At 72.4% G+C, this 24,122-nt stretch carries 22 protein-coding genes and 1 riboswitch; of the genes, 17 read left to right on the top strand and 5 right to left on the bottom strand.

Going from position 1 to position 24,122, the window contains the following annotated elements; genetic code table 11:
• Position 1: 1 nt before the first annotated feature.
• The 14 genes from ACIRYZ_RS19725 (at position 2) to ACIRYZ_RS19660 (ending at position 17,125) form a co-directional block, all read left to right on the top strand.
• Complete coding sequence (locus tag ACIRYZ_RS19725) at positions 2 to 433, top strand: DUF6167 family protein (RefSeq protein WP_393031438.1); 432 nt, start codon at positions 2 to 4, stop codon at positions 431 to 433.
• The gene (gene alaS, locus ACIRYZ_RS19720) at positions 433 to 3,102 is read left to right on the top strand and encodes an alanine--tRNA ligase (RefSeq protein ID WP_402945830.1); all 2,670 of its coding nucleotides are present in this window, start codon (positions 433 to 435) and stop codon (positions 3,100 to 3,102) included. The genes ACIRYZ_RS19725 and alaS overlap by 1 nt, the downstream gene beginning before the upstream one ends.
• Positions 3,102 to 3,584, top strand: a complete 483-nt coding sequence (gene ruvX, locus ACIRYZ_RS19715; protein ID WP_380614083.1) for a Holliday junction resolvase RuvX — start codon at positions 3,102 to 3,104, stop codon at positions 3,582 to 3,584. Before alaS ends, ruvX begins: the two co-directional genes overlap by 1 nt.
• A gap of 186 nt (positions 3,585 to 3,770) precedes the next feature.
• Positions 3,771 to 5,027 (top strand): endolytic transglycosylase MltG, encoded by a 1,257-nt coding sequence (gene mltG / locus ACIRYZ_RS19710; protein ID WP_402945828.1) that lies wholly within the window; start codon positions 3,771 to 3,773, stop codon positions 5,025 to 5,027.
• A 238-nt stretch (positions 5,028 to 5,265) separates the two neighbouring features.
• Positions 5,266 to 6,897, top strand: a complete 1,632-nt coding sequence (locus ACIRYZ_RS19705) for an IS200/IS605 family accessory protein TnpB-related protein (RefSeq protein ID WP_402945826.1) — start codon at positions 5,266 to 5,268, stop codon at positions 6,895 to 6,897.
• Between the two features lie 136 nt (positions 6,898 to 7,033).
• Positions 7,034 to 8,845 carry an endolytic transglycosylase MltG gene (gene mltG, locus ACIRYZ_RS19700; RefSeq protein ID WP_402945824.1) on the top strand — a complete coding sequence of 604 codons (1,812 nt, stop codon included), beginning with the start codon at positions 7,034 to 7,036 and terminating at the stop codon, positions 8,843 to 8,845.
• A gap of 34 nt (positions 8,846 to 8,879) precedes the next feature.
• On the top strand, positions 8,880 to 9,710 hold the full coding sequence (locus tag ACIRYZ_RS19695) for a shikimate dehydrogenase (protein WP_402945822.1): 831 nt from the start codon (positions 8,880 to 8,882) through the stop codon (positions 9,708 to 9,710).
• A gap of 164 nt (positions 9,711 to 9,874) precedes the next feature.
• On the top strand, positions 9,875 to 11,059 hold the full coding sequence (gene aroC, locus ACIRYZ_RS19690) for a chorismate synthase (RefSeq protein ID WP_402945820.1): 1,185 nt from the start codon (positions 9,875 to 9,877) through the stop codon (positions 11,057 to 11,059).
• Positions 11,056 to 11,577 carry a shikimate kinase gene (locus ACIRYZ_RS19685; RefSeq protein ID WP_402945818.1) on the top strand — a complete coding sequence of 174 codons (522 nt, stop codon included), beginning with the start codon at positions 11,056 to 11,058 and terminating at the stop codon, positions 11,575 to 11,577. The genes aroC and ACIRYZ_RS19685 overlap by 4 nt, the downstream gene beginning before the upstream one ends.
• Positions 11,570 to 12,661 carry a 3-dehydroquinate synthase gene (aroB, locus tag ACIRYZ_RS19680; RefSeq protein ID WP_393031417.1) on the top strand — a complete coding sequence of 364 codons (1,092 nt, stop codon included), beginning with the start codon at positions 11,570 to 11,572 and terminating at the stop codon, positions 12,659 to 12,661. Before ACIRYZ_RS19685 ends, aroB begins: the two co-directional genes overlap by 8 nt.
• Positions 12,662 to 12,669: 8 nt before the next feature.
• Positions 12,670 to 13,098 (top strand): type II 3-dehydroquinate dehydratase, encoded by a 429-nt coding sequence (gene aroQ / locus ACIRYZ_RS19675; protein WP_393031526.1) that lies wholly within the window; start codon positions 12,670 to 12,672, stop codon positions 13,096 to 13,098.
• Positions 13,099 to 13,263: 165 nt separating this feature from the next.
• The gene (locus ACIRYZ_RS19670) at positions 13,264 to 14,157 is read left to right on the top strand and encodes an AAA family ATPase (protein WP_402945816.1); all 894 of its coding nucleotides are present in this window, start codon (positions 13,264 to 13,266) and stop codon (positions 14,155 to 14,157) included.
• A gap of 82 nt (positions 14,158 to 14,239) precedes the next feature.
• Complete coding sequence (locus ACIRYZ_RS19665) at positions 14,240 to 15,049, top strand: Fpg/Nei family DNA glycosylase (protein WP_402945814.1); 810 nt, start codon at positions 14,240 to 14,242, stop codon at positions 15,047 to 15,049.
• An 87-nt stretch (positions 15,050 to 15,136) separates the two neighbouring features.
• Positions 15,137 to 17,125 (top strand): AAA family ATPase, encoded by a 1,989-nt coding sequence (locus ACIRYZ_RS19660; protein ID WP_402945812.1) that lies wholly within the window; start codon positions 15,137 to 15,139, stop codon positions 17,123 to 17,125.
• Here ACIRYZ_RS19660 and ACIRYZ_RS19655 read toward each other — a convergent pair.
• Positions 17,122 to 18,795: a hypothetical protein gene (locus tag ACIRYZ_RS19655; RefSeq protein ID WP_402945811.1), complete on the bottom strand. Its 1,674-nt coding sequence runs from the start codon at positions 18,793 to 18,795 to the stop codon at positions 17,122 to 17,124. The two genes, ACIRYZ_RS19660 and ACIRYZ_RS19655, sit on opposite strands and share 4 nt — an antisense overlap.
• Positions 18,796 to 18,864: 69 nt before the next feature.
• Positions 18,865 to 19,248 carry an ArsR/SmtB family transcription factor gene (locus ACIRYZ_RS19650; protein ID WP_402945809.1) on the bottom strand — a complete coding sequence of 128 codons (384 nt, stop codon included), beginning with the start codon at positions 19,246 to 19,248 and terminating at the stop codon, positions 18,865 to 18,867.
• Positions 19,249 to 19,329: 81 nt separating this feature from the next.
• Positions 19,330 to 19,523, top strand: a riboswitch (cobalamin riboswitch).
• Between the two features lie 31 nt (positions 19,524 to 19,554).
• Here ACIRYZ_RS19650 and ACIRYZ_RS19645 point away from each other — a divergent pair.
• A complete protein-coding gene (locus ACIRYZ_RS19645; RefSeq protein ID WP_393031402.1) occupies positions 19,555 to 20,664 on the top strand; it encodes a HoxN/HupN/NixA family nickel/cobalt transporter in 1,110 nt (369 codons plus the stop codon).
• Between the two features lie 8 nt (positions 20,665 to 20,672).
• Here the strand turns inward: ACIRYZ_RS19645 and ACIRYZ_RS19640 are convergent, their stop codons facing one another.
• Positions 20,673 to 21,524, bottom strand: coding sequence for an EamA family transporter (locus tag ACIRYZ_RS19640; protein ID WP_402945806.1), 852 nt, complete (start codon positions 21,522 to 21,524; stop codon positions 20,673 to 20,675).
• A 151-nt stretch (positions 21,525 to 21,675) separates the two neighbouring features.
• Here ACIRYZ_RS19640 and ACIRYZ_RS19635 point away from each other — a divergent pair, with 151 nt between their 5' ends.
• A complete protein-coding gene (locus tag ACIRYZ_RS19635; RefSeq protein ID WP_402945804.1) occupies positions 21,676 to 22,248 on the top strand; it encodes a helix-turn-helix domain-containing protein in 573 nt (190 codons plus the stop codon).
• Between the two features lie 62 nt (positions 22,249 to 22,310).
• Here ACIRYZ_RS19635 and ACIRYZ_RS19630 read toward each other — a convergent pair whose 3' ends face one another.
• Positions 22,311 to 22,559 carry a type B 50S ribosomal protein L31 gene (locus tag ACIRYZ_RS19630; RefSeq protein ID WP_402945802.1) on the bottom strand — a complete coding sequence of 83 codons (249 nt, stop codon included), beginning with the start codon at positions 22,557 to 22,559 and terminating at the stop codon, positions 22,311 to 22,313.
• A gap of 36 nt (positions 22,560 to 22,595) precedes the next feature.
• Entirely contained in the window at positions 22,596 to 22,760 is a 165-nt protein-coding gene (gene rpmG, locus ACIRYZ_RS19625; protein WP_402945800.1) for a 50S ribosomal protein L33, read from the bottom strand.
• Between the two features lie 229 nt (positions 22,761 to 22,989).
• Here rpmG and ACIRYZ_RS19620 point away from each other — a divergent pair, with 229 nt between their 5' ends.
• The gene (locus ACIRYZ_RS19620; RefSeq protein WP_393031393.1) at positions 22,990 to 24,096 is read left to right on the top strand and encodes an aminopeptidase P family protein; all 1,107 of its coding nucleotides are present in this window, start codon (positions 22,990 to 22,992) and stop codon (positions 24,094 to 24,096) included.
• Positions 24,097 to 24,122: the final 26 nt, after the last annotated feature.

Genomic DNA, 24,122 nt, shown 5'->3' with positions numbered 1-24,122 from the left:
CATGGCACGCATCTTCTGGATGGCGGTCGGCGCCGGCGCCACCGTCTGGGCCATGAAGAAGGCCAACGCGGCCGTTCACCGGCTCACCCCCGACAGCCTCTCCGGCACCGCCGCGCGCGGTGCGCTGCACCTGGGCGATCTCGCCAAGCAGTTCGCCCAGGACGTGCGGGCCGGCATGGCCGAGCGCGAGGAGCAGCTGAAGGACGACCTCGGACTGCGCGGCACTGCCGTCGTCGAGCCCCGCAGCACCCGCCGGGTGCTGCGCGGTGAGCCGCAGTACCGAGCTATCTCGGCGGCGCCCGGTCGCCCGGCCGCCGCCCTGCCACCCGCTCGCACCCTGCCCGACGGTAGGGGCCGCACCACCCCACAGACCATTGAAGAGACGCCCCGCCGAGCCCTGCCGCGGGGCGGAACGAACCGGAAGGACCACTAATGGAGTCGGCTGAGATCCGCCGCCGCTGGCTGCGCTTCTTCGAGGAGCGCGGCCACACCGTCGTTCCGTCGGCGTCCCTGGTCGCCGACGACCCCACCCTGCTGCTGGTCAACGCCGGCATGGTGCCGTTCAAGCCCTACTTCCTGGGCGAGGTCAAGCCGCAGTTCTCGCGCGCCACCAGCGTCCAGAAGTGCGTGCGCACCCTGGACATCGAGGAGGTCGGGAAGACCACCCGGCACGGCTCCTTCTTCCAGATGTGCGGCAACTTCTCCTTCGGCGACTACTTCAAGGAAGGGGCCATCAAGTTCGCGTGGGAGCTGCTCACCACTCCCGTCGCGGACGGCGGCTACGGCCTGGAGAAGGAGAAGCTCTGGATCACCGTCTACAAGGACGACGACGAGGCCGAGCAGATCTGGCGTGACGTCATCGGCGTGCCCTCCGAGCGGATCCAGCGCCTCGGCATGAAGGACAACTTCTGGTCGATGGGCGTCCCCGGCCCGTGCGGCCCGTGCTCGGAGATCAACTACGACCGCGGCCCCGCGTACGGCGAGGAGGGCGGCCCGGCCGTCAACGGCGAGCGCTACCTGGAGATCTGGAACCTGGTCTTCATGCAGTACGAGCGCGGCCACGGCGACGGCAAGGACGGGTTCGAGATCCTCGGCGACCTGCCGAGCAAGAACATCGACACCGGTCTCGGCCTGGAGCGCCTCGCCGCCATCCTGCAGGGCGTCGACAACCTCTTCGAGATCGACACCAGCCGGATGATCCTCGACCGCGCCGCCGAGCTGACCGGCCACACCTACGGCGCCGACCACAAGTCGGACGTGTCGCTGCGCGTGGTCACCGACCACATCCGCACCGCGCTGATGCTGGTCGGCGACGGCGTCACCCCCGGCAACGAGGGCCGCGGCTACGTGCTGCGCCGCATCCTGCGCCGCGCCATCCGCAACATGCGCCTGCTGGGCGCCACCGAGCCGGTGGCCAAGGAGCTCATCGACGTCGCGATCAAGGCGATGGCCCCGCAGTACCCCGAGCTGGAGACCGACCGCAAGCGCATCGAGACGGTCGTCATCGGCGAGGAGTCGGCCTTCCTGCAGACCCTGAAGGCGGGCACCAACCTGCTGGACGTCGCGGTCACCGAGACCAAGCAGTCCGGCGGCGTGGTGCTCTCCGGCGAGCAGGCGTTCAAGCTGCACGACACCTACGGCTTCCCGATCGACCTCACCCTGGAGATGGCCGAGGAGCAGGGCCTCCAGGTGGACGAGGCCGGCTTCCGCCGCCTGATGCAGGAGCAGCGGGACCGCGCCAAGGCCGACGCCAAGGCCAAGAAGATGGGCCACGCCGACGTCGCCGCGTACCGCGACGTCGCCGACAAGTCCGGCGCCAGCGTCTTCACCGGCTACACCCTGACCGAGGGCGAGGCCGCCGTGGTCGGCCTGCTGGTCGACGGCGTTCCCTCGCCGGCCGCCTCCGAGGGCGACGAGGTCGAGATCATCCTCGACCGCACCCCCTTCTACGCCGAGGGCGGCGGCCAGCTCGCCGACCACGGCCGGATCCGGCTGGAGTCCGGCGCGGTGGTGGAGATCCGCGACGTGCAGCAGCCCGTCCCGGGCGTCGTCGTGCACTCGGGCGGCGTGCTGTTCGGCGAGGTCGTCCTCGGCGCCTCGGCGTACGCCACCATCGACACCGAGCGCCGCCGGGCGATCGCCCGCGCCCACTCGGCCACCCACCTGACCCACCAGGCGCTGCGCGACGCGCTCGGCCCGACGGCCGCCCAGGCCGGCTCCGAGAACGCCCCGGGCCGCTTCCGGTTCGACTTCGGCTCGCCCGCCGCCGTTCCGGGCAGCGTGCTGGTGGACGTCGAGCAGAAGATCAACGACGTGCTGGGCCGTGAGCTCGACGTCACCGCCGAGGTCATGACGATGGACCAGGCCCGCAAGGCCGGCGCCATCGCGATGTTCGGCGAGAAGTACGGCGACGAGGTCCGGGTCGTCACGATCGGCGACTTCTCCAAGGAGCTGTGCGGTGGCACGCACGTCGGCAACACCGCCCAGCTGGGCCTGGTGAAGCTGCTCGGCGAGTCCTCGATCGGCTCCGGCGTGCGCCGCGTGGAGGCGCTGGTCGGCGTCGACGCGTACAGGTTCCTGGCCCGTGAGCACACCGTGGTCTCCCAGCTCACCGAGCTGGTCAAGGGCCGCCCGGAGGAGCTGCCGGAGAAGATCTCGGGCATGCTCGCCAAGCTCAAGGACGCCGAGAAGGAGATCGAGCGCTTCCGCGCCGAGAAGGTGCTGGCCGCCGCGGCCGGCCTGGTCGACTCGGCCGAGGACGTGCACGGCATCGCCGTGGTCGCCGCCCAGGTCGCCGACGGCGTCGGTGCGGACGAGCTGCGCAAGCTGGTCCTGGACGTGCGCGGCCGGCTGGGCTCGCGCCCGGCCGTGGTCGCCGCGTTCACCGTGGCGAACGACCGCCCGCTGACCGTGATCGCCACCAACGAGGACGCCCGCGGCCGCGGCATCAAGGCCGGCGAGCTGGTCCGGACCGCCGCCAAGACCCTCGGCGGCGGCGGTGGCGGCAAGGACGACGTCGCCCAGGGCGGCGGCTCCAACCCGGCCGCGGTCGGCGAGGCCATCGCCGCGGTGCGCGGCCTGGTCGCGGAGCGCGCCTCCTGATGACCGAGCAGGAGCCGAGGCCCTTCCGGCGTGGGCGGCGGATCGCCGTCGACGTCGGCGACGCCCGGATCGGGGTCGCGTCCTGCGACCCCGACGGGGTGCTCGCCACGCCCGTGGAGACCGTCCCGGCCGGGGTGAAGTCGCAGGCCCGGATCGCCGCGATCGTCGAGGAGTACGACGCGATCGAGGTGGTCGTCGGGCTGCCGCGCTCGCTCAGCGGCAAGGAGGGCCCGGCGGCGGAGAAGGTCCGCGCGTACGCCGCCCGGCTGGCCAACCGGCTCTACCCGGTGCCGGTACGGCTGGTGGACGAGCGGATGTCGACCGTCACCGCGACCCACGGGCTGCGTGCCTCGGGGGTCAAGGCGAAGAAGGGCCGCTCGGTGGTCGACCAGGCCGCCGCGGTGGTGATCCTGCAGACCGCCCTTGAGTCCGAACGGGTGAGCGGACGCCCGCCCGGTGAGAGCGTCGAGGCGGTCGGTTGATCGGCCTGCTCTAACGTCCCGTTGAGGGGTCCGTGCGGACGCGTCCGCACGGACCCCTTTTCGTTTGACTCCGTATCCGTTTCGGGTTGGTCCAGATCGATGCAGATCAATGCAGATCGATGTGAGTGACTCGGAGCGGTTCGGACCGTTTCGAAGCGATTCGGGATCGCCGAGGGGGCGCGAGCCATGACCGACCAGGACTTCCACCCGGGGCTCACGCCCGGACACCTGGGCGCTCCGGTACTGGAGCCGGAGGGCCGCCCCCCGAGCGCGCCCCGGCCGCGCTTCGATGCGCCGGATCCGCACCGACGGCGCAACGGACTGGCTTGCGGCCTCACCGCGTTCGCGCTGATCGCGGTGTTCGGCGGGATCGGGCTGACCGGCTACACCTGGCTCCAGGGGCAGCGCAAACCCCTGGCCGCCGCCGACTACGCGGGGCAGGGCACCGGCAGCGTCCAGGTCTCGGTGCCGGACGGCGCGGGCCTGGCCCAGATCGCCTCCGCGCTGGTCCGCAACGGGGTGGTGGCCAGCTCGCTCGCCTTCACCAGGGCGGCGAAGGGCAGCGCGGCCGCCGCCGGGCGGATCCAGCCCGGGACGTACACCCTGAAGCAGAAGATGTCGGCGGTCGCGGCACTGGCCGTCCTGATCGACCCGGCCAACGCCAACGGCCTCACCATTCCCGAGGGTTGGCGCGGTGACCAGATCTTCGCGGCGATCGACAAGAAGCTGAAGCTGCCCGAGGGCACCAGCCGGAAGACCGCCCAGGAGCAGGCCGCCGAACTGGGCCTGCCGGACTTCGCCAAGGGCAGCCCCGAGGGCTACCTGTTCCCCGCGACGTACAGCGTCACCGACGGGACCACCGCGCTCGACCTGCTGAAGCAGATGGTCGGGCGGGCCGGCAAGGAGTTCAGCCGGGACGACGTCAACGTCGTGGCGCAGACCCTCGGCCAGAGCCTGTACGGGCTGGTCACCGTGGCCAGCATGGTCCAGGGCGAGGCCGACAACACCGAGGACATGGGCAAGGTGGCCCGGGTCATCTACAACCGGCTGGCCAAGGGCATGCCGCTGCAGCTGGACTCCACGATCAACTACGCGCTCGGCCGCTCGACCCTGAACACCACCGTCACCGACACCAAGCTGGACTCCCCGTACAACACCTACCTGCACCCCGGGCTGCCGCCCTCGCCGATCTCCAACCCGGGGCGGCAGGCGATCATGGCGGCCCTGGACCCGACGCCGGGGGACTGGGTGTACTTCGTCACCGTGAAGCCGGGGGACACCCGCTTCACCGACAGCTTCGAGGTGCAGCAGCGCAACGTGGCGGAGTTCAACGCCGCCCGGGCCTCGGCGAAGCCGAGCGCCACGCCCGCCGGTCCGGCCGCTGCGACGCCCTCCGGTCCGGCCGCCGCCACGCCCTCGGCCACGGGCGCGGCGACGCCGTGACGGGCCTGTGCGCCGAGGGCGAGGTCGCTCACTGACGGTACGTCCGCCCGGGCGGGGGCGGTGAACCGTTGGCAGCTGAGTGTTGTTGAGTGATCTTTGGTGATCACGAGTATGATTTCGTTGCTTTCTGCTGAACTACTGTCGAGAAGGTTTCGCTTCGCCTGTTCCGGGCCGTTGGTGCTGCTGGGTGTGCCAGCATGTGCGTGGTCGAAGGGTTTTGCGAGGGCGGGGGTCGGGGTTGGCGGTGTTGCGGCAGATCGCCCGGCCGTTCGTCGCCGAGGCCGCATCGGGTGTGTGCATACGGGACCGGCTCAAGGGCCTGACCGCCGAGGACGACGCGGTGCTGCGCCTGGTCGGCGGACACCTGGGTTCGCTCGCCTCGCGGGATCTGGCCCGGCGCGTCGCCGACGGCCCGGAGCACTCCACCAGGACCTGGGCTGATCGTAAGCGGGACCTCACTCCGCAGTCGTCGTCGCGCTGGGCCGGGTCCGTCACGAAGGCCACGCATGACCAGTGGGGCCTGTCGCGCCGTGCGCAGTGGCAGCACCTGCAGGGGCTTGCCGCGGGGATCGCCGTGATCCGCCGCCGCCTCGCACTGCCGATCGGCGAGAAGGGCACCAAACGGCAGCCCGGAGGGTACCGGTCGCGCGGGGAGTGGCACGCCAAGTCGCGGCGTCTGGCGCACCTGGAACGCGAGTACGGGCGGGTGAAGGCCGACCACGAGGCCGGTCGGGTGTCGGTGGTGCGCGGCGGCCGGAAGCTGCTCAACCAGCGGCACAACCTCCAGGCTGCCGGGAAGAGCGTCGGGCAGTGGCGCGCCCAGTGGCAGGCGGCCCGCTGGTTCCTCGCCGCGGACGGCGAGTCCGGCAAGCGCTACGGGAACGAGACGATCCGGGTCACCCCGGGCGGTGAGGTCAGCCTCAAGCTGCCGACACCGCTGACGCATCTCGCCAACGCACCTTATGGCCGGTACGTCCTGGCCGCGACGGTGTCGTTTCCGCACCGGGGCGAGGAGTGGCGCGACCGGATCGAAGCGAACCGGGCCGTTGCCTACCGCATCCACCTCGACCCGGCCAAGGGCCGCTGGTACCTCGACGCCTCCTGGACCCGCAAAGACCTGCCGGTCATCGCGCTGGATGTCCTGCGCGCCGGGGGCGTGATCGGCGTGGACATGAACGCCGACCACCTCGCCGCCTGGCGGCTGGACGAGTACGGCAACCCGATGGGTACGCCGCGCCGCTTCGACTACCGGCTCACCGGCACCGCCACCCACCGCGACGCCCAACTCCGCCACGCCCTCACCCGCCTCCTGCACTGGGCCAAGGCCACCGGCGTGCAGGCCATCGCGATCGAAGACCTCGACTTCACCGACTCCAGGACCCGGGAGAAGCACGGCCGCAGGAAGCGGTTCCGGCAGCTCATCTCGGGCATCCCCACCGGCAGACTCCGCGCACGCCTGCTGTCCATGTGCGCGGAGGCCGGTATCGGCGTGATCGCCGTCGATCCCGCTTACACCTCGATGTGGGGGGCCGAGCACTGGCAGAAGCCCCTCTCCACTGACCGTCGCTCCGTCACCCGCCACCAGGCGGCAGGCGTGGCGATCGGACGACGCGCCCTCGGTCACCGGATCAGGCGACGGACGGCGCCGCCCCGCGACGACCGGAGTGATCGTCGCGGGCATCGGACCGCCCAGGCCCGACCCGGTGACCCGGGGCGTGAGGGAAACCGCTCCCGCGTACCCGGACCACGGACACGATCCGTCGGAGCTGGACGCGGCAGGAACGCGGTCGACCAGAACGCCCAAGACCGTTCGGGGCGTTCGGCTGAGCAGGGGTCCTGGCAACAGGACTCACTCCCGCTCAGCCTTTAGGAACGGTGCGGCTGCGGTACGGTAACGTCTCCTCCCAGGCGCTGCGCTAGCACGCCGGTTCGAGAATCAGCCGGGACGGCGTCGTCCCGGACGGCCGGTCCGATCCTCCGGTCGTCACCGTCGGTTAAGGGGATCAATGACCGATCTGGGTCGGGGCTACGGCCCCCAGGGCGAGCCGTGGCACCCCGGTGATCCCGGGTACGGCGGCCAGCAGCCGGTCCCCGGCCAGCAGGACGGCCAGTGGCAGCAGTACCCGCAGCAGGTCCAGCAGCCGTACGGTGACGTGCAGCAGCAGGCGTACCAGCAGCAGATGCAGCAGCAGGCATACCCTCAGGGGTACGAGCAGCAGATGCCGCAGCAGGGCCACCCCCAGCAGATGATGGCGGCCGAGGGCTACCAGCAGCAGATGCCCCAGCAGGGCTACCCCCAGCAGCAGATGCCGATGCAGCAGCAGGGCATGCCGCAGCAGCAAATGCAGCAGATGCAGCAGATGCAGCAGGGCCACCCCCAGCAGATGACGGCCCAGCAGCAGATGCCGATGCAGCAGCAGGGCATGCCGCAGCAGCAGGTCCAGCAGCCGCCCCTCCAGCAGCAGGCGCCGCAGCAGGCCCAGCCGGCCGCGCCCGCCGCCGGCCCCGGTCCGGACGGGATCGACTGGGAGGCCGAGGCCGCCGCGCTGGAGTCCGGTGCCGACCCGGTCGGCGCGGCGCACGAGCCCGAGGTCGAGGAGTGGGACGGCCACGAGGACGGCCACCACGAGGAGGACGGGTACCTCGAGGAGCACGTCGAGGCCGAGGAGGAGGGCTTCCTCGGCGCGCAGGACGACTCGCGCGAGGCCAAGAAGAAGCGCAAGGAGAAGGGCAAGAAGGCGGGCCGCCGCAACGGCGGCGCCTGCCTGCTGGTCGCGCTGGTGCTGCTCGGTGCCATGGGCGGCGCCGGCTGGTGGGGCTACGGCTTCTACCAGGACCACTTCGGCCCGCCGCCGGACTTCACCGGCGAGGGCACCGGCTCCGTCCAGGTCGAGGTCAAGCAGGGCGCGGTCGGCGGGCAGATCGGTCTCGTGCTGAAGAACGCCGGCGTGGTCAAGAGCGTCGACGCGTTCACCAAGGCCTGCAACGCCGAGCCCAAGTGCGGCACCATCCAGTACGGCTTCTACGAGATGAAGAAGGAGATGTCGGCGGCCGCCGCGCTCAAGGAGCTGCTCGACCAGGCGGGTGGCGCGGCCCTCGTGATCCCGGAGGGCAAGAACTCCTCCGAGATCTACGCCAAGATCGACGACAAGCTGAAGCTCCAGAAGGGCACCACGGCGAACGTCGCCAAGGCCCAGGTCAACGACCTCGGCCTGCCCGCGTACGCGAACGGCAACATCGAGGGCTTCCTCTGGCCGACCCGCTACAACGTCGCCGACGGCATGAAGCCCGAGGACCTGCTCAAGCAGATGGTGAAGAACGCCACCGACAAGTACGCGAACCTGGACGGCCAGGCCGCCTCGGTGGGCCTCAAGAACGCCTACGAGGTGATCACCGAGGCGAGCATCCTGCAGCGCGAGGGCAACAACACCGCGGACTTCGCCAAGATGGCCAAGACCATCCAGAACCGCCTGGCCAACGAGCCCGAGACCCACCACCGCCTCGGCATGGACACCACGCTGCAGTACTCGCTGGGCCGCAAGGACCTCAGCAGGAGCGACATGGACAACGCGTCCAACAAGTACAACACCTACGTCAACCCGGGCCTGCCGCCGACGCCGATCTCCAACCCCGGCGACGACGCGATCAACGCGGTGCTGCACCCGGCGGACGGCAAGTGGCTGTACTTCATCGCGATGTCCCCGACCGAGACCCGCTTCGCCGAGACGGCCAAGGAGCACTACGTCAACGTCAAGGAGTACTGCCAGGCGGCCGGCCAGGGCTTCGACGAGGCCCGCGGCCACTGCACCACCAAGTAGTCCGCACCGGTAACCCGCGCACGGAGAAGCAGCGTTGACCAGCAAGCACCGGGCGGCCGTCCTCGGCTCGCCGATCGCCCACTCGCTCTCGCCGGACCTGCACCGGGCCGCCTTCGCGGCGCTCGGGCTGGACGACTGGCGTTACGACCACTTCGAGATCGACGAGGCCGGCCTTCCCGGCTTCGTCGCCGGACTGGACGAGGCCGAGTGGGCCGGGCTGTCGCTGACCATGCCGCTCAAGCGGGCGGTCATCCCGCTGCTGGACGAGGTCAGCGCGACGGCCCGCTCGGTGGACGCGGTCAACACCGTGGTGTTCACCGCCGACGGCCGGCGCACCGGGGACAACACCGACGTGCCCGGGCTGGTCAACGCGCTGCGCGAGCGCGGCATCACCGAGGTGCCCGCCGCCGCCGTGCTGGGCGCCGGGGCCACTGCCTCCTCGGCCCTGGCGGCGCTCGCCCAGATCTGCACCGGCGAGGTGACGGTCTACGTGCGCAGCGCCGAGCGGGCCCGGGAGATGGCCGAGCTGGGCGAGCGGCTCGGCATCGTCGTCCGGACCGCCGACTGGGAGCGCGGGGCCGAGGCGCTGCAGCGGCCGCTGACCGTCTCCACCACGCCGGTCGGCGCGACGGACGGCTTCGCGGCCGCTCTGCCCGCCGCGCCGGGGGCGCTGTTCGACGTGCTCTACCACCCGTGGCCGACGGCGCTGGCCGCCGCCTGCGCCGAGCGCGGGGCGACCGTCCTGGGCGGGCTGGACCTGCTGGTGCACCAGGCGGTGCTGCAGAGCGAGGCCTTCACCGGGCGCAGGCCCGGGCCGCTGGCGGCGATGCGCGAGGCGGGCGAGAAGGCGTTGGCGGGGCGCTGAGTCGCAGCTTGCGGCCACCCCACGGCCGGATGGTGACCGGTTGCTGTCCGTCACGCGGACTGTGACCCCGGGTGCCGCTGGGGCATGAAAGGATTCAGGCACAAGGCACGCCCGGGGCGGGCCGCGGCGGTGCCGTGGGCCGGTCCGCTGATGAAGGAGCTCCGTTGGGTACGTTGCGCTGGCTGACGGCGGGGGAGTCGCACGGCCCCGCACTCGTCGCGACGCTGGAAGGCCTGCCCGCCGGTGTACCGGTCACCACCGCCATGGTGGCCGACGCGCTGGCGCGCCGCCGGCTCGGTTACGGCCGCGGGGCGCGGATGAAGTTCGAGCAGGACGAGGTGACCTTCCTCGGCGGCGTCCGGCACGGTCTGACCATGGGCAGCCCGGTGGCGGTCATGGTCGGCAACACCGAGTGGCCCAAGTGGGAGCAGGTCATGTCGGCCGACCCGGTCGACCCCGAGGTACTGGCCGGTCTGGCCCGCAACGAGGCGCTGACCCGTCCCCGGCCCGGCCACGCCGACCTGGCCGGCATGCAGAAGTACTCGATCGACGAGGCCCGACCGATCCTGGAGCGCGCCAGCGCCCGCGAGACGGCCGCCCGGGTCGCGCTGGGCGCGGTCGCCCGCTCGTACCTGAAGGAGACCTGCGGGATCGAGATCGTCAGCCACGTGGTCGAGCTGGCCGCCGCCAAGGCGCCGGCCGGTGTGCTGCCGCTGCCCTCGGACGAGGCCCGGCTGGATGCCGACCCGGTGCGCTGCCTGGACGCGGACGCCTCGAAGGCGATGGTCGCCGAGATCGACCAGGCCCACAAGGACGGCGACACCCTCGGCGGCGTGGTCGAGGTGCTCGCGTACGGCGTGCCGGTGGGCCTCGGCTCGCACGTGCACTGGGACCGTCGGCTGGACGCGCGGCTGGCCGCCGCGCTGATGGGCATCCAGGCGATCAAGGGCGTCGAGGTCGGCGACGGCTTCGAGCTGGCCCGGGTGCCGGGTTCGAAGGCGCACGACGAGATCGTGCCGACCCCCGAGGGCGTCAAGCGCACCTCCGGCCGCTCCGGCGGCACCGAGGGCGGCCTGTCCACCGGCGAGGTGCTGCGGGTGCGCGCCGCGATGAAGCCGATCGCCACCGTGCCGCGGGCGCTGCAGACCCTGGACGTGCGCACCGGCGAGCCGGCCAAGGCGCACCACCAGCGCTCGGACGTCTGCGCGGTGCCGGCGGCCGGGATCGTCGCCGAGGCGATGGTCGCGCTGGTGCTGGCCGACGCGGTGAACGAGAAGTTCGGCGGTGACAACGTGTCGGAGACCCGCCGCAACGTGGAGAACTACCTCGACCACCTGATCATCCGATGACCAACCCCGTCGTGGTGCTGGTCGGCCCGCCCGGAAGTGGCAAGTCCACCGTCGGGCGGGCCCTGGCCGAGCGCCTGGGCGTCGGCTTCCGGGACACCGATGCCGACATCGAGGCGCTGGCCGGCAAGCCGATCCCGGAGATCTTCATCGACGAGGGCGAGCCGCACTTCCGCGAGCTGGAGGAGGCCGCTGTGCGGGCCGCCGCCACCGAGTACGACGGGGTGCTGGCGCTCGGCGGCGGCGCGGTGATGGCCGAGGCCACCCGTGAGCTGCTGCGCGAGCTGCCGGTGGTCTTCCTGGAGGTCCCGCTGGGCGACGCGGTCAAGCGGGTCGGCCTGGACGCCCCGCGCCCGCTGCTGGCCGTCAACCCGCGGGCCCGCTGGCGCGAGCTGATGGAGGCCCGCCGCCCCCTCTACCTGGAGGTGGCCACCGCCGTGGTCGACACCGCCGGCCGAACCCCCGCGCAGGTCGCGGACGCCGTACTGGAAGCACTGGAGCTGAAGACCCCCCATGACTGACAACATCGTCAGGATCCACGTCGGCGGCAGCGCCGGCCACGACCCGTACGACGTGCTGATCGGGCACCAGCTGCTCGGTGAGCTGGCGCCGCTCATCGGCGGCCGGGCCAAGCGGGTCGCGATCATCCACCCGGAGGCGCTGGCCGCCACCGCCGACGCCGTCCGGGACGACCTGGTCGGCGAGGGGTACGAGGCGATCGCGCTCCAGGTGCCCAACGCCGAGGACGCGAAGAGCGCCGAGGTCGCCGCGTACTGCTGGTCGGTGCTCGGGCAGACCGGGTTCACCCGCAGTGACGTCATCGTCGGCCTCGGCGGCGGCGCCACCACCGACCTGGCCGGCTTCGTCGCCGCGACCTGGCTGCGCGGGGTGCGCTGGATCTCCATGCCCACCACGCTGCTCGGCATGGTCGACGCGGCCGTCGGCGGCAAGACCGGCATCAACATCGCCGAGGGCAAGAACATGGTCGGCGCCTTCCACCCGCCGGTGGGCGTGCTGGCCGACCTCGGCACCCTGGAGACCGTGCCCAAGCACGACTACGTCTCCGGCCTCGCCGAGGTCATCAAGTGCGGCTTCATCGCCGACCCGGCCATCCTCGACCTGATCGAGGCCGACCCGGAGGGAGCGAAGACCCCGGCCGGCCCGCACACCGTCGAGCTCATTCGCCGCGCCATCCAGGTCAAGGCCGACGTGGTCTCCGGGGACCTCAAGGAGTCCGGCCGGCGGGAGATCCTCAACTACGGCCACACCCTGGGCCACGCCATCGAGCGCAACGAGCGCTACAAGTGGCGGCACGGCGCGGCGATCTCCATCGGCATGGTCTTCGCCGCCGAACTCGGCCGGCTGGCCGGGCGGTTGGACGACGAGACGGCCGACCGGCACCGCACCGTGCTGGCCTCGGTCGGCCTGCCGCTGAGCTACCGGGCGGACGCCTGGCCGAAGCTGCTGGACGCGATGAAGATCGACAAGAAGTCGCGCGGCGACCTGATCCGCTTCATCGTCCTGGACGGCCTCGGCAAGACCTCCGTGCTGGAGGGCCCGGACCCGTCCCTGCTGGTCGCCGCGTACGCGGAGGTCTCGGCGTGACCCGGGTGATGGTGCTCAACGGCCCCAACCTCGGTCGGCTGGGCAGCCGCGAGCCGGACGTCTACGGCGCCACCTCGTACGCCGGACTGGTCGAGCGCTGCACCGCGCTGGGCAAGGAGTTCGGCTTCGAGGTCGAGGTGCACGAGACCAACTCCGAGCAGCGGATGGTGGAGTGGCTGCACGAGGCGGCCGACGGGAAGGTGCCCGTGGTGATCAACCCGGGCGCGTTCACCCACTACTCGTACGCGATGCGGGACGCGGCGGCGCAGCGCACCGCGCCGCTGATCGAGGTGCACATCTCCAACCCGTACGCCCGGGAGACCTTCCGGCACAACTCGGTGATCGCGGCGGTGGCCTCCGGGACCATCGCGGGCTTCGGGATCGGGTCGTACGAGCTGGCGCTGCGCGCCCTGGCGGAGCAGCTCACCTCGCGCTGACCGCTGGTCAGTGGCCCGGCGGCGGACTGTGCCCGCCGCCGGGCCGCCGTGTAGTGTCCCCGGTGAGAGGTGTGGTCGGGAGGTGTCGTGACGCAGTACGCCGCAGGTGGGCAGGTCCCGCCGCGTCCCGCCGCTCCGCCGGCGCCGCCGGGGGGCGGTACGGGGGTGACCCCGTCGGGGGCGCCGGTTCCGCCGCCTTCTCCGCCGCCTTCTCTGCCGCCGCCGACGGTCCGGCCCGCGGCTGCTCCTGCCGTCGCTCCGGGGCCGGTGCCCGCCGCGGCACCGCCGCCCGCGCAGGCACCCGCGCCCGCTGCGCCGCCCGCACCGGCTCCCGCACCGGCTCCCGCACCCGCTCCGGCTGCTGTGCCCGCGCCCGCTCCGGCCGCGGCGCCCGCGCCCGCGCCGAGCGCGCCCGTTCCGGCCGGGGGCACCGGGCACTTCGTGCTGCCCACCGGCGCGCCCGTCCAGCTCCCCGCCCACCCGCCGCAGCGGCACGCGCCCGCCGGTCCGATCGCCGTCCTGCTGATCGGCCCCGCCGGGGCGGGCAAGACCACCGTCGCCCGGTACTGGGCCGAGCGCCGGGCCACCCCGACCGCGCACATCAGCCTGGACGACGTCCGGGAGTGGGTGCAGTCCGGCTTCGCCAACCCGCAGTCCGGCTGGAACAACGCCTCCGAGGCCCAGTACCGGCTGGCCCGTCGCACCTGCGGCTTCGCCTGCCGCAACTACCTGGCCAACGGCATCTCCTGCATCATCGACGACGCCGTCTTCCCGGATCGCCCGGCCATCGGCCTCGGCGGCTGGAAGCGGCACATCGGCCCCGGCATGATCCCGGTCGTCCTGCTGCCCAGCCTGGACTCGGTGCTGCGCCGCAACGCCCGCCGCAGCGGCACCCGGCGGCTCGGCGACGAGGAGGTGGCGCGGATCCACGGGCGGATGGCCGGCTGGTACAACTCCGGGCTGCCGATCATCGACAACTCCTACCTGGACGTCGCCGGTACGGCCGCCGAGCTGGACCGGGTCATCCTGGCCCGGCTGATGGGCATGCCGGTCCGCTGACCTGCGCGGTCGTGGAGCTGTCGGTGGCGGCTGCGATGATGGACCCTGTCCTGCCGTACCACTTCTGGAGGAGCTGACGCCCGTGCCGGAAGGCCACATCATCCACCGCCTCGCCGCCGAGAACCGCAAGGCCTTCGGTGACCGCCCGGTCGCGGTCTCCAGCCCGCAGGGCCGGTTCGCCGACGAGGCCAAGGTGATCGACGGGCAGCTGCTCACGGGCGCGGAGGCCACCGGCAAGCACCTCTTCCTCGGCTTCGAGGAGGGCGCCTGGGTGCACATCCACCTCGGCCTCTACGGCGGTCTCACCTTCGGCACCGGTCCCGCGCCCGAGCCGGTCGGGCTGGTCCGGCTGCGGTTGGCCAACGACGACGGCTACGCCGACCTGCGCGGCCCCAACACCTGCAAGCTGATCACCGGTGCCGAGAAGGCCGCTGTCGCCGCCCGGCTCGGCCCGGACCCGCTGCGCGCCGACGCCGACCCGGAGGCCGCCTGGCGCCGGATATCCGGCAGCCGTACGACCGTCGCCGCGCTGCTGATGGACCAGAAGGTGCTGGCCGGGGTGGGCAACGTCTACCGCGCCGAGGTGCTGTTCCGGCACCACATCAACCCGCACCGGGCCGGCCGCGACCTCACCCGCGGCGAGTGGGACGCGATCTGGGCCGACCTGGTCGCCCTGATGCGCGAGGGCGTCGCCGCCGGCCGGATCGACACCGTCCGCCCCGAGCACACCCCCGAGGCCATGGGCCGTCCGCCCCGGGTGGACGACCACGGCGGCGAGGTGTACGTCTACCGCCGCGCCGCGATGCCCTGCCTGGTCTGCGGCACGGGCGTCCGGACCGAGGAGCACGCCGCCCGCAACCTGTTCTGGTGCCCGACCTGCCAGGCGGCCTGAACGGCTGATCCGCCCACCGGCCGCAGGCCCGGCCCGTAGGCTGGGCCCAGACCGGCCGGAGGGAGCACACGGATGGATCGGCGCGAGGTGACGAACACCGTGTCAGGCGCCACGGTGGGCGGCCACGTGGTGCAGGCCGACAGCATCGGGTCGGTGCACTTCCACCAGCCGGATCCGGTGCCGAGGCCACGTCAGGTCCGCGCGCCGCACGGCCCCTTCGTCAACCGCGAGCCGGAACTCGCCGCGCTGACCGGGGCGCTCGATCGGCTCGACGAGGGTGAGCCGGCCATCGTCGTGATCACCGGACTCGGCGGGGTCGGGAAGACCGAGTTGATCGCCAGGTTCACCAAGGAGCACCGGTCGCACTTCCCGGACGGCGACCTCTACGCCGATCTCCAGGCCTACCGGCACCAGGGCGGGGTGGACCTCGCCGAACTCCTGGCCGGATTCCTGCGTGCCCTCGGTACGGAGCCCCCGGCGGTGGAGGCGGAGCGGTTCACCGAGTTCCGTACCGTCACCGCCGAGCGCCGCTGCCTGTTCTTCCTGGACAACGTCGAACACGCAGCCGAGGTCCGGGCGTTGCTCCCGTCCAGCGGGCTGGTGGTGGTGGCGAGTCGGCGGCGGCTGCCCGCGCTGCGGACGGACGGCGCCGAGGTGCGGCAGCTCGGGCCGTTGAGCGCGGCGGCCGGCGCCGATCTGGTGCGGGCTTGGCTGGGTGCGGAGCGGGGTACCGACCAGGAGTTGGCGGAGTTGGTCGAGCTGTGCGGTGGGCTACCGCTCGCGCTGAATGCGGTCGGGAGCCAGCTGTTGGACCGCGATCGGCTGGCAGTTGGCCGGGTGGTGGCCGAACTGCACGATCGGGAGGGCAGGTTGGTCATGCTGAACGATGAAGAGGGAGACCTTCGCCCGACCTACGACCTGGTCTACGAGCGACTCTCGTCGGAGGGCCGGGCCCTCTACCACCTGATCGGTGTGCACCCGGGACCTTTCGTCTCGGTCGAACTGGCCTGCGCGGTGGGAGTCGAGCAGGCGCGGGAAGCGCTGAACGAGCTCCGCGCCGTGCACCTGCTCGATGAGGTGGTGGACGACGACGAAGAGGAACGCTTCCGGGCTCATGACGTGGTGCGGCTGCACGCCTACGACCGGACCCGTGAGCTCCCGAACCGGACCGAGATCCTGGCTCGTGTGGTGGCGTACTTCCGGGGGCGCGCGTCGCTGGCGGACCGTGCGATGGGGGCGCGGTTGCGACTGCAGGACCCGAGCGGCGAGGGTCTGCCGGGCTTCGGCTCCTATGCGGAGGCACTGGAATGGATGCAGGCGGAGCGTGCCAATCTGCGCGCGGTGGTGGAGACGGCCGCTGAGCAGCGATGGCACGGCGAGGTGTGGCGGATCTGCGAGTCGCTCTGGCCGCTCTACCACAACCGCAAGCACTACCAGGACCTGATCGCCACCCACCGGCTCGGTGTCGAGTCGGCTCAGTGGGACAACCAGCCCAACGTTGTGGTCCGACTCCGCAACCAGCTTGCCCGCGCTCACTACGAGCGTAAGGAGTACCTGCTCGCCGCCGAGCAGTTGGCGCGCGCCACCGAGTTGGTTCCGTTGGTGACCGACCGCCTCGTCGTGGGTGTTCTCTACGAGATGGACGGCCTGCTGTGCCTCGCTGACGGACGGCCGGGGCGGGCAGTGGAGCGGTTCACACTGGCCCTGGAGGAGAACCGGGGCGACGATCACGGCGAGACCGTGCAGCGGTACCACCTCGCGCAGGCGCTGATCGCTGACGGTCGCCCCGAGCAGGCGTTGACCGTCCTTGCCGAGGCCGCCACGCGGGCGGAGGGCACCGAGGACCTCGACATGCTGATGAAGCTGCCGCTGGTTCGAGCGCGGGCACACCACGCTCTCGGACAGCTCGACGTCGCCGTGACCCAGGCCGAGGCCTGTGTTCGGAAGGCCAGGGAGTTGAGCCAGTACCCCAAGGAGGCCCAGGCCCACACCCTGCTGGTCGCCCTGGCCGAGGAGCTGGAAGACCCGGATCTGGCGGAGCGCAGCCGCGCCCGGCTGCGGGAGCTGCGGCCCTAAGGACCGGTCCGGAAGGACACCCGGGTGCGGTGCTCGCCGGTGCGGACGGTGAGGCCGTGTTCGGGCAGGCCGGCCGGGTCGCCGCCGTCGGCGAGCCAGGAGGCCACGGCGGAGCCGAGCAGCAGCGGGTCGAGAACGGGCTCGGCACGGCCGAAGTCCCGTTCGGCGAGGGCCTCCAGCAGCCGGCCGGTGTGCAGCCTGAGCAGGTGGCGGGCCGGGCCGAGGGCGGCCACCGCGACGGCGAGGCCGGGGAGTTCGGCGGCGGTGTCGGCGAGCCAGTGGGTGGCGGGGTGTTCGGCGTGCGGCTCGGTGCGGGCGAGGACCTCGGCGGTGTAGCGCAGGGCGTCGCCCGGGTGGTCGTCGGTGAGCGCGTGGAAGCCGCGCGGGGTGGGGTCGTTCGGGTCGAAGGGGTAGCGCCGCAGGCTGACCTCCGTCCCCTCGCTCTTGCCCTCGACGTCGTACGCGGTGGGCCGGTCGGTGCCGCCGGGGCGCGGGACGGGCTTGGGGTAGGGCGGCAGGACGGGTTCGCCCTCGGGTTCGTCCAGGCGCTCCAGGAAGGAGTAGAGCAGCGGGCGCAGCAGCCGGGCGGATTCGCCGTGGTGGGCGAGCGAGCGGTCGGTGATGTCGCTGAGGTCGGCCGGGTCCCGGGCCAGGGCCTGTTCGAGCTGGGCGGCGAGGTCGCCGTCCGGGTCGAGGACGGGCGCGGCCTGGCCGAAGGCGTAGCTGGGGGAGTGCGGGTCGAGTTCGGCGGCGCCGGTGGCGACCAGCAGGGTGCGGCGGCCCAGGGCGGCGCCGTAGACGGAGACCGAGCCGTGGTCGCCGATCAGGCAGTCGGCGGCGACCAGTGCGGCCTGCCAGCCCTGGTGCGGCGGGATCAGCCGCAGGCCCATCCGGCGGGCGTCGTCGAGCAGCGTCTCGGGGTCGTGCCGGCTCCAGATGTTGGGGTGCAGCACGACGGCCACCGTGTACTCGTCGGCGGGCAGCCGGCGGACCAGGCGGCGGGGCAGGTCGGGGCGGCGGCCGAGTAACGAGTGCCCGCTCCAGGTGGAGTTGACGACGACGAGCCGGCGGCCGTCGACGGCGCCGAGTGCGGCGCGGTAGGCGTCCCGGGAGCGTACGCTGCCGAGGATCCGGTCGAAGCACGGGTCGCCGACGACCCGGGCGACGTCCAGGGCCTCGGGGCAGGAGACCCGCAGCCGGTCCAGCTGCTCGGGGTGGGAGAGGCCGAGGACGTCCACGAACACCCGCCCCCGGTGGGTGAGTTCGTTGCGGGACAGGCCCGCGGCGCTGACCGTGTCGCCGGTGGACTCGGTGACCAGGCGGTTGTAGCCGGCGCCGTGCGGGAGGACGACCAGGTGGGCGTCCAGCCGGTGCATGGAGGCGTGGACGGCGCAGGCGACGGCCAGGTCGAAGCGGCGGCGGACGGCGTCCTCCCACTCCAGCACGGTGTAGCCGGGCAGGTCGCGCAGGTAGTCGGTGAGGCCGCGGTCGGCGAAGGCGGAGCCGGGGTTGACGGTGAAGTACCGCTCGATGCCGTCCTGGTTCAGCAGGGTGAGGACGTCCAGGACCCGGGTCGCCGAGGTGAGGGTGCGGGCGACCGCCAGCACGCGGGCCTTGACCGGGCGGGTGTTCCAGCGGTCGGCGGGCCAGACGTGGGGGTGGGACGGCACCTCATGATCGTACTCATCCGGGCCGCTCCCGGGGGCCCCTTGCGAGAGACGGCCGGGCCCGAGTGTCGGTCAGCCCGCCGCTGCGGTGGGTTCGTGGTGTTCTCCGGCGGCGCACTCGTCGAGGAGGGGGCGCATGCTGTCGTCCACGAGCCGGTAGCGCACCACGCGTCCGTCCTTGTCCCCGGTGACCACGCCCGCCGTGCGCAGCAGTCGCAGGGCCTGGGAGACGGCGGGGTCGCGCATGCCGGTGGCAACCGCCAGGTCGCTGACGGCGAGCGGGCCAGCCCGGTGCAGGGCGAGCAGCAGGGCGAGCCGTCCGGGGTCGGCGAGCAGGGAGAACCGCTCGGCCCAGGACCGGACGTGCGCGGTGTCGCCGATCGCGGCGATGGCCTCGCAGACCCGGTGGCCGTCGATGGTGCGGTGGCCCGCGCGGTCGGCCGGTACGAGATGCATGCGGACATTCTGGCAGCTCACGACCTGTGATCCTGGACACCTGCACAGGTGCGCAACCTTGCGAGGGTGGTGGACTGCCCCTACGGTGTTCCCCGCCGTGGTGCTCGGGAAGACCGGTGACGGACCCTCAGGGGTCCCAGTCCGGAGCGGCCCTCGCCACTGTGATCGGGGGAGAGTTGTCCGAACCCACGTGCCACTGGGCGCCTCGTGCGCCTGGGAAGGCGGGTCCGGAAGCCCCGTAAGCCAGGAGACCGGCCACGGCATCTCACGAAGTCTTTCCACGAGGTGCTGGAGCGTGATCCGAAGATGACCCTGCCCGAAACCGCCACTCCCACGGAGGCGGCCCCCTCGGTCCTGCCCACCTTCAGGTGGAAGCGCGAGGACACCATCCGCACGGCCGGGTTGATGGGGGTGATCCTGGCCATGCACGTGGTGGCCTTCGGGACGCTCGTCTTCCTGGTCGCGCCGCACAACTACGCGGTCGGGACCCAGGTCTTCGGGGTGGGCCTGGGTATCACCGCGTACACCCTCGGCATGCGGCACGCCTTCGACGCCGACCACATCGCGGTGATCGACAACACCACCCGCAAGCTGATGGCGGACGGCAAGCGGCCGGTCTCGGTCGGGTTCTGGTTCGCCCTCGGGCACTCCTCGATGGTGGTCCTCATGGCCGCCCTGGTGGCGGGCGGCGCCCAGCTGGCGAACACGCTGATGGACGACGACTCGGCCACCCACAAGTGGCTCGGGCTGGTCGGCACCACGGCCTCCGGCGCCTTCCTCTACCTGATCGGCGCGCTCAACCTGGCGGCGCTGGTCGGCATCCTCAAGGTGTTCCGCTCGATGCGGGCCGGGAAGTACGACGAGGCGCAGCTGGAGGAGCACCTCAACTCGCGCGGCTTCATGGCCCGGGTGCTGAACCGGGCGACCCGCTCGATCACCCGGCCCGGACAGATGTTCCCGGTGGGCATGGTGCTGGGCCTGGGCTTCGACACCGCGACCGAGGTCACCCTGATGGTGATGGCCGGCTCGGGTGCGGCGGCCGGGCTGCCCTGGTACGCGATCGTCTGCCTGCCGCTGCTGTTCGCGGCGGGGATGAGCCTGTTCGACACCCTGGACGGGACCTTCATGAACTTCGCGTACCAGTGGGCGTTCTCCAACCCGGTGCGCAAGGTGTACTACAACCTGACCATCACCGGGCTGTCGATCGCGGTGGCCTTCATCATCGGCACCATCGAGCTGGTCGGGGTGCTGCACGAGAAGCTCGACCTGACCGACCCGGTCACCGGGTTCATCGCGGACATCTCGCTGGACAACGTCGGGTACGCGATCGCCGGGCTGTTCGTGGTGGTGTGGGCGATCGCGATCGCCTACTGGAAGCTGGCCGGGGTCGAGAAGCGCTGGACGCCCGCGGAGTAGTCCGTCGGTCACGCTGCCGCGAGCAGCAGCGTGCCCGCGACGGCGAGCCCGGCGCCGACCACCTGGACCGGGCGCAGCCGCTCCTTGAGTACTCCGCGCGCCAGCAGCGCGGTGACCACGGGGTAGAGCGAGGCGAGCACGGCGGCCACCGCCGCCGAGCCGCTGTGCGAGGCCATCGCGTACGTGGCGTTGCCGGCGACGTCGGCCAGCCCGACGGCGGTGAGCAGGGGCAGCCGGGCGCGCAGCTCGGGCAGCAGCCCGGAGGTGTCGGTACCGCGCAGGCCGAACAGCAGCGCGGCGCCGCCGACGGCGACGTTGACGAGCCGCTGGACGCACAGCACGAGCAGCAACCCGCCGCCGGCCGAGGCCTGGGCGAGCAGGGCCATGTTGGCGCCGAAGCCGAACGCGGCGGCCAGGGTGAGCAGCAGGGCCGTACGGGCGGCGGACGGCCCGCCGCGCTCGGGGCCGCCGGCCAGCACCACGCCGGCCACGGCCACCGCGATCCCGGCCACCTGGCCGAGACCGGGCCGCTCGCCGAGCGCCAGCCCGACGCCGACCGGCACCACGACGCCGACGGTGGCCAGCGGGGACACCACGCCCATCGGGCCGAGCGCGAGCGCCCGGTAGAAGGCGAGCATCGCGAACGGGCCGATCACCCCGGCGGCGACGGCGTACCAGAGGGCGGGGGAGGCGTCCGCCCAGCCGCCGGTGGCCAGGACCGCGAGGAGGAGGACGACGGTGGCCGCGGTCTGGGAGACGACCACGACGGCGAGCGCGGGCAGTCGGCGGGTGAGGACGCCGCCGCCGAAGTCGCCCAGGCCGGTGAGCAGGCTGGCGGAGAGGGCGAGCAGGACGGTCACTGGAGGTGCCAGGAGATCGAGGACAGCACAATGCACTCCGAAGTACAGTCGGATGGACTCGTTGCCGAGAAGGCAGCGTAGTTCACTGAGCTGCACCTCGCCGAACAATATTCTGCACTTTCCGTATTGTGGACACCGGAGGACTGCCCGCGTGCCGGACCCCGACCTCGTCTCCCAGGCCCTCGCCCGGAACCTCAAGCGACTGCGCGCCGAGCGCGGCCACACCCTGGACGCCCTCGCCGCCCGCTCCGGGGTGAGCCGCGGCATGATCGTCCAGATCGAGCAGGGCCGCACCAACCCGAGCGTGGCCACCGTGGTCCGGCTCGGCGACGCGCTCGGCGTCTCCATCGCCACGCTGCTCGACTACGAGGAGGGCCCGGACGTCCGGATCATCCCCGGCGACCAGGCCGTGCCGCTCTGGAGCGGTGAGAGCGGCGGGACCGGCACCCTGCTGCACGGGATCGAGGCGCCCGGGCCGCTGGAGCTGTGGGAGTGGCGGATGGAGCCGGGCGAGGAGTACTCCTCCGAGCCGCACCCGGCCGGGACGGTGGAGATCGTCCGGGTCGACGAGGGCGAGCTGACCCTGGTGCACGACGGCACGGACCACCCGGTGCCGGCCGGCAGCACGGTCTCCTTCGACGCCTCGTACGCGCACGTCTACCGCAATGCAGGGGAGCGGGCGCTGCGGCTGACCATGGTGGTGTCGGTCCCGCCGCCGCGCTGAGGCTCCTTCCGGACGCCGAAACGGCGCCTCCCCCGGGCGGGGAGGCGCCGTTTCGCTCGTCGTCAGTGCCGGTCGCCGTACCGGCGGCGGAACTGCTCGACCCGGCCGGCGGTGTCGAGCACCCGGGACTGGCCGGTGTAGAAGGGGTGGCTCGCCGAGGAGATCTCGACGTCGATCACCGGGTAGGTGTTGCCGTCCTCCCACTCGACGGTGCGGTCGCTGGTGACCGTCGAGCAGGTGAGGAAGGCGAGGCCGCCGACCTTGTCGCGGAAGACGACCGGGCGGTAGCTGGGATGGATTCCGGACTTCATGGCTGGGCTCCTCCGGGGTGGTTGCGGGGTGTTCGTTCAGCGCTCTTCGCGGAAGTCGACGTGCCGGCCCACGACCGGGTCGTACTTGCGCAGGACCATCCGGTCCGGGTCGTTCCGGCGGTTCTTGCGGGTCACGTACGTGTAGCCGGTGCCGGCGGTGGAGCGGAGCCTGATCACGGGGCGTAGTTCGCTGCGGGCCATGGGGTGTCCTCCTGGGCCTCGGGTGCCGGGTTCGAGGGGCTGGGTCGAAACCGTACACCGAAATGGAAGTCGTTTTCATCTGGCCTCAACGTGAACTCCGCCCCGCCCATTCCCGGAGGCGCGCGGGGCAAGGTCCGATGGTCGAGAACGGGCAGCGGCGCGCGACCGTCGCCCTCCCCCTGGGGGCGCTCGGCGGGCGGTTCGGGCCGGGGGTTCGTAGGCTCGACGCATGGCCGATGCGTACACGGGGCGGCGGGAGCGGGTGCGGGAGCACTGCAGTGTGGCCGGGGCCGATGCGGCGCTGGTCACCCGGGCGGCGAACGTGCGGTACCTGACGGGCTGCGCGCCGTGCGGGGCGACCTTGCTGCTGACCAGGGAGCGGGCGTTGCTGGCGGTGCCGGACGACCTGCCGCCGGACGACTCGGGGGAGCACCTGATCACCGCCGACGTCACCCAGATGCCGGTACCGGCCGGGGCGGACACCGCGCTGGCCGCCACGGCCGCGGCCGCGCGGCTGGGGGTGCGGGACCTGGCGGTGGAGGAGCACGACCTGACCGTCACCCGGCACCGGGCGGTGGGGAACCTGGCGGAGGGCGCCCGGCTGGCGGACCTCGGCCAGGTGGTGGAGCGGCTGCGGGTGGTGAAGGACGAGCGCGAGATCGCCGACCTGAGGATCGCCGCCGAGATCGCCGACCAGGCGCTCGGCGAGCTGCTGGAGTCGATCCTGGTCGGCCGCACCGAGCGGCACCTGGCGATGGAGCTGGAGCGCCGGATGATCGACCACGGCGCCGACCGGGCCGCCTTCCCGGTCTCGGTCGGCACCGGCAGCCACTCCGGCCAGCCCGCCCACCAGCCGACCGACCGCCGGGTGGAGGAGGGCGACTTCCTCACCGTGGTGATGGGCGCCCAGTACCGCGGCTACCGCGTCTCGACCGCCCGGACCTTCGTGATCGGCGCCGCCCCCGCGCCCTGGCAGGTCGAGCTGCACCGGCTGGTCTTCCGTGCCCAGCGGGCCGGCCGGGAGGCGCTCGGACCGGGCGTGGAGCAGTGCGTACCCGACCGGGCCGCGCGGCAGGTCCTGGAGGCGGCGGGCCACAGCGAGGCCTCGCCGCACCCGGTGGGCCACGGCATCGGGCTGGAGATCCGGGAGGCGCCGCGCCTCGGTCCGTCGGACATGGGTAAACTGGACAGCCGCGTACCGGTCACCGTCGGCCCAGGGGTTCACCTCCCGGGCAAGGGCGGGGTCCGGATCGAGGACACGCTCGTCGTGCGCCCCCTCGAAGAGGGCGGGCCCGAGCTGCTCACCATCACCACCAAGGAGCTCCTCGCCCTGTGACGGCGGCCCCCGACGGCCGTCCGTGG

Source organism: Kitasatospora sp. NPDC101155, from assembly GCF_044768305.1.
Taxonomy (GTDB): Bacteria; Actinomycetota; Actinomycetes; order Streptomycetales; family Streptomycetaceae; genus Kitasatospora.
Note: the sequence above shows the minus strand (reverse complement) of the source record. Positions and strands in the feature narration are given on the sequence as shown.

What these genes read in the sequence shown, in the direction of transcription:
- ACIRYZ_RS19725 (WP_393031438.1), top strand. Translation starts at nt 2, where the DNA reads ATGGCACGCATCTTCTGGATGGCGGTCGGCGCCGGCGCCACCGTCTGG.
- alaS (WP_402945830.1), top strand. Translation starts at nt 433, where the DNA reads ATGGAGTCGGCTGAGATCCGCCGCCGCTGGCTGCGCTTCTTCGAGGAG.
- ruvX (WP_380614083.1), top strand. Translation starts at nt 3,102, where the DNA reads ATGACCGAGCAGGAGCCGAGGCCCTTCCGGCGTGGGCGGCGGATCGCC.
- mltG (WP_402945828.1), top strand. Translation starts at nt 3,771, where the DNA reads ATGACCGACCAGGACTTCCACCCGGGGCTCACGCCCGGACACCTGGGC.
- mltG (WP_402945824.1), top strand. Translation starts at nt 7,034, where the DNA reads ATGACCGATCTGGGTCGGGGCTACGGCCCCCAGGGCGAGCCGTGGCAC.
- ACIRYZ_RS19685 (WP_402945818.1), top strand. Translation starts at nt 11,056, where the DNA reads ATGACCAACCCCGTCGTGGTGCTGGTCGGCCCGCCCGGAAGTGGCAAG.
- aroB (WP_393031417.1), top strand. Translation starts at nt 11,570, where the DNA reads ATGACTGACAACATCGTCAGGATCCACGTCGGCGGCAGCGCCGGCCAC.
- aroQ (WP_393031526.1), top strand. Translation starts at nt 12,670, where the DNA reads ATGGTGCTCAACGGCCCCAACCTCGGTCGGCTGGGCAGCCGCGAGCCG.
- ACIRYZ_RS19650 (WP_402945809.1), bottom strand. Translation starts at nt 19,248, where the DNA reads ATGCATCTCGTACCGGCCGACCGCGCGGGCCACCGCACCATCGACGGC.
- ACIRYZ_RS19645 (WP_393031402.1), top strand. Translation starts at nt 19,555, where the DNA reads ATGACCCTGCCCGAAACCGCCACTCCCACGGAGGCGGCCCCCTCGGTC.
- ACIRYZ_RS19630 (WP_402945802.1), bottom strand. Translation starts at nt 22,559, where the DNA reads ATGAAGTCCGGAATCCATCCCAGCTACCGCCCGGTCGTCTTCCGCGAC.
- rpmG (WP_402945800.1), bottom strand. Translation starts at nt 22,760, where the DNA reads ATGGCCCGCAGCGAACTACGCCCCGTGATCAGGCTCCGCTCCACCGCC.
- ACIRYZ_RS19620 (WP_393031393.1), top strand. Translation starts at nt 22,990, where the DNA reads ATGGCCGATGCGTACACGGGGCGGCGGGAGCGGGTGCGGGAGCACTGC.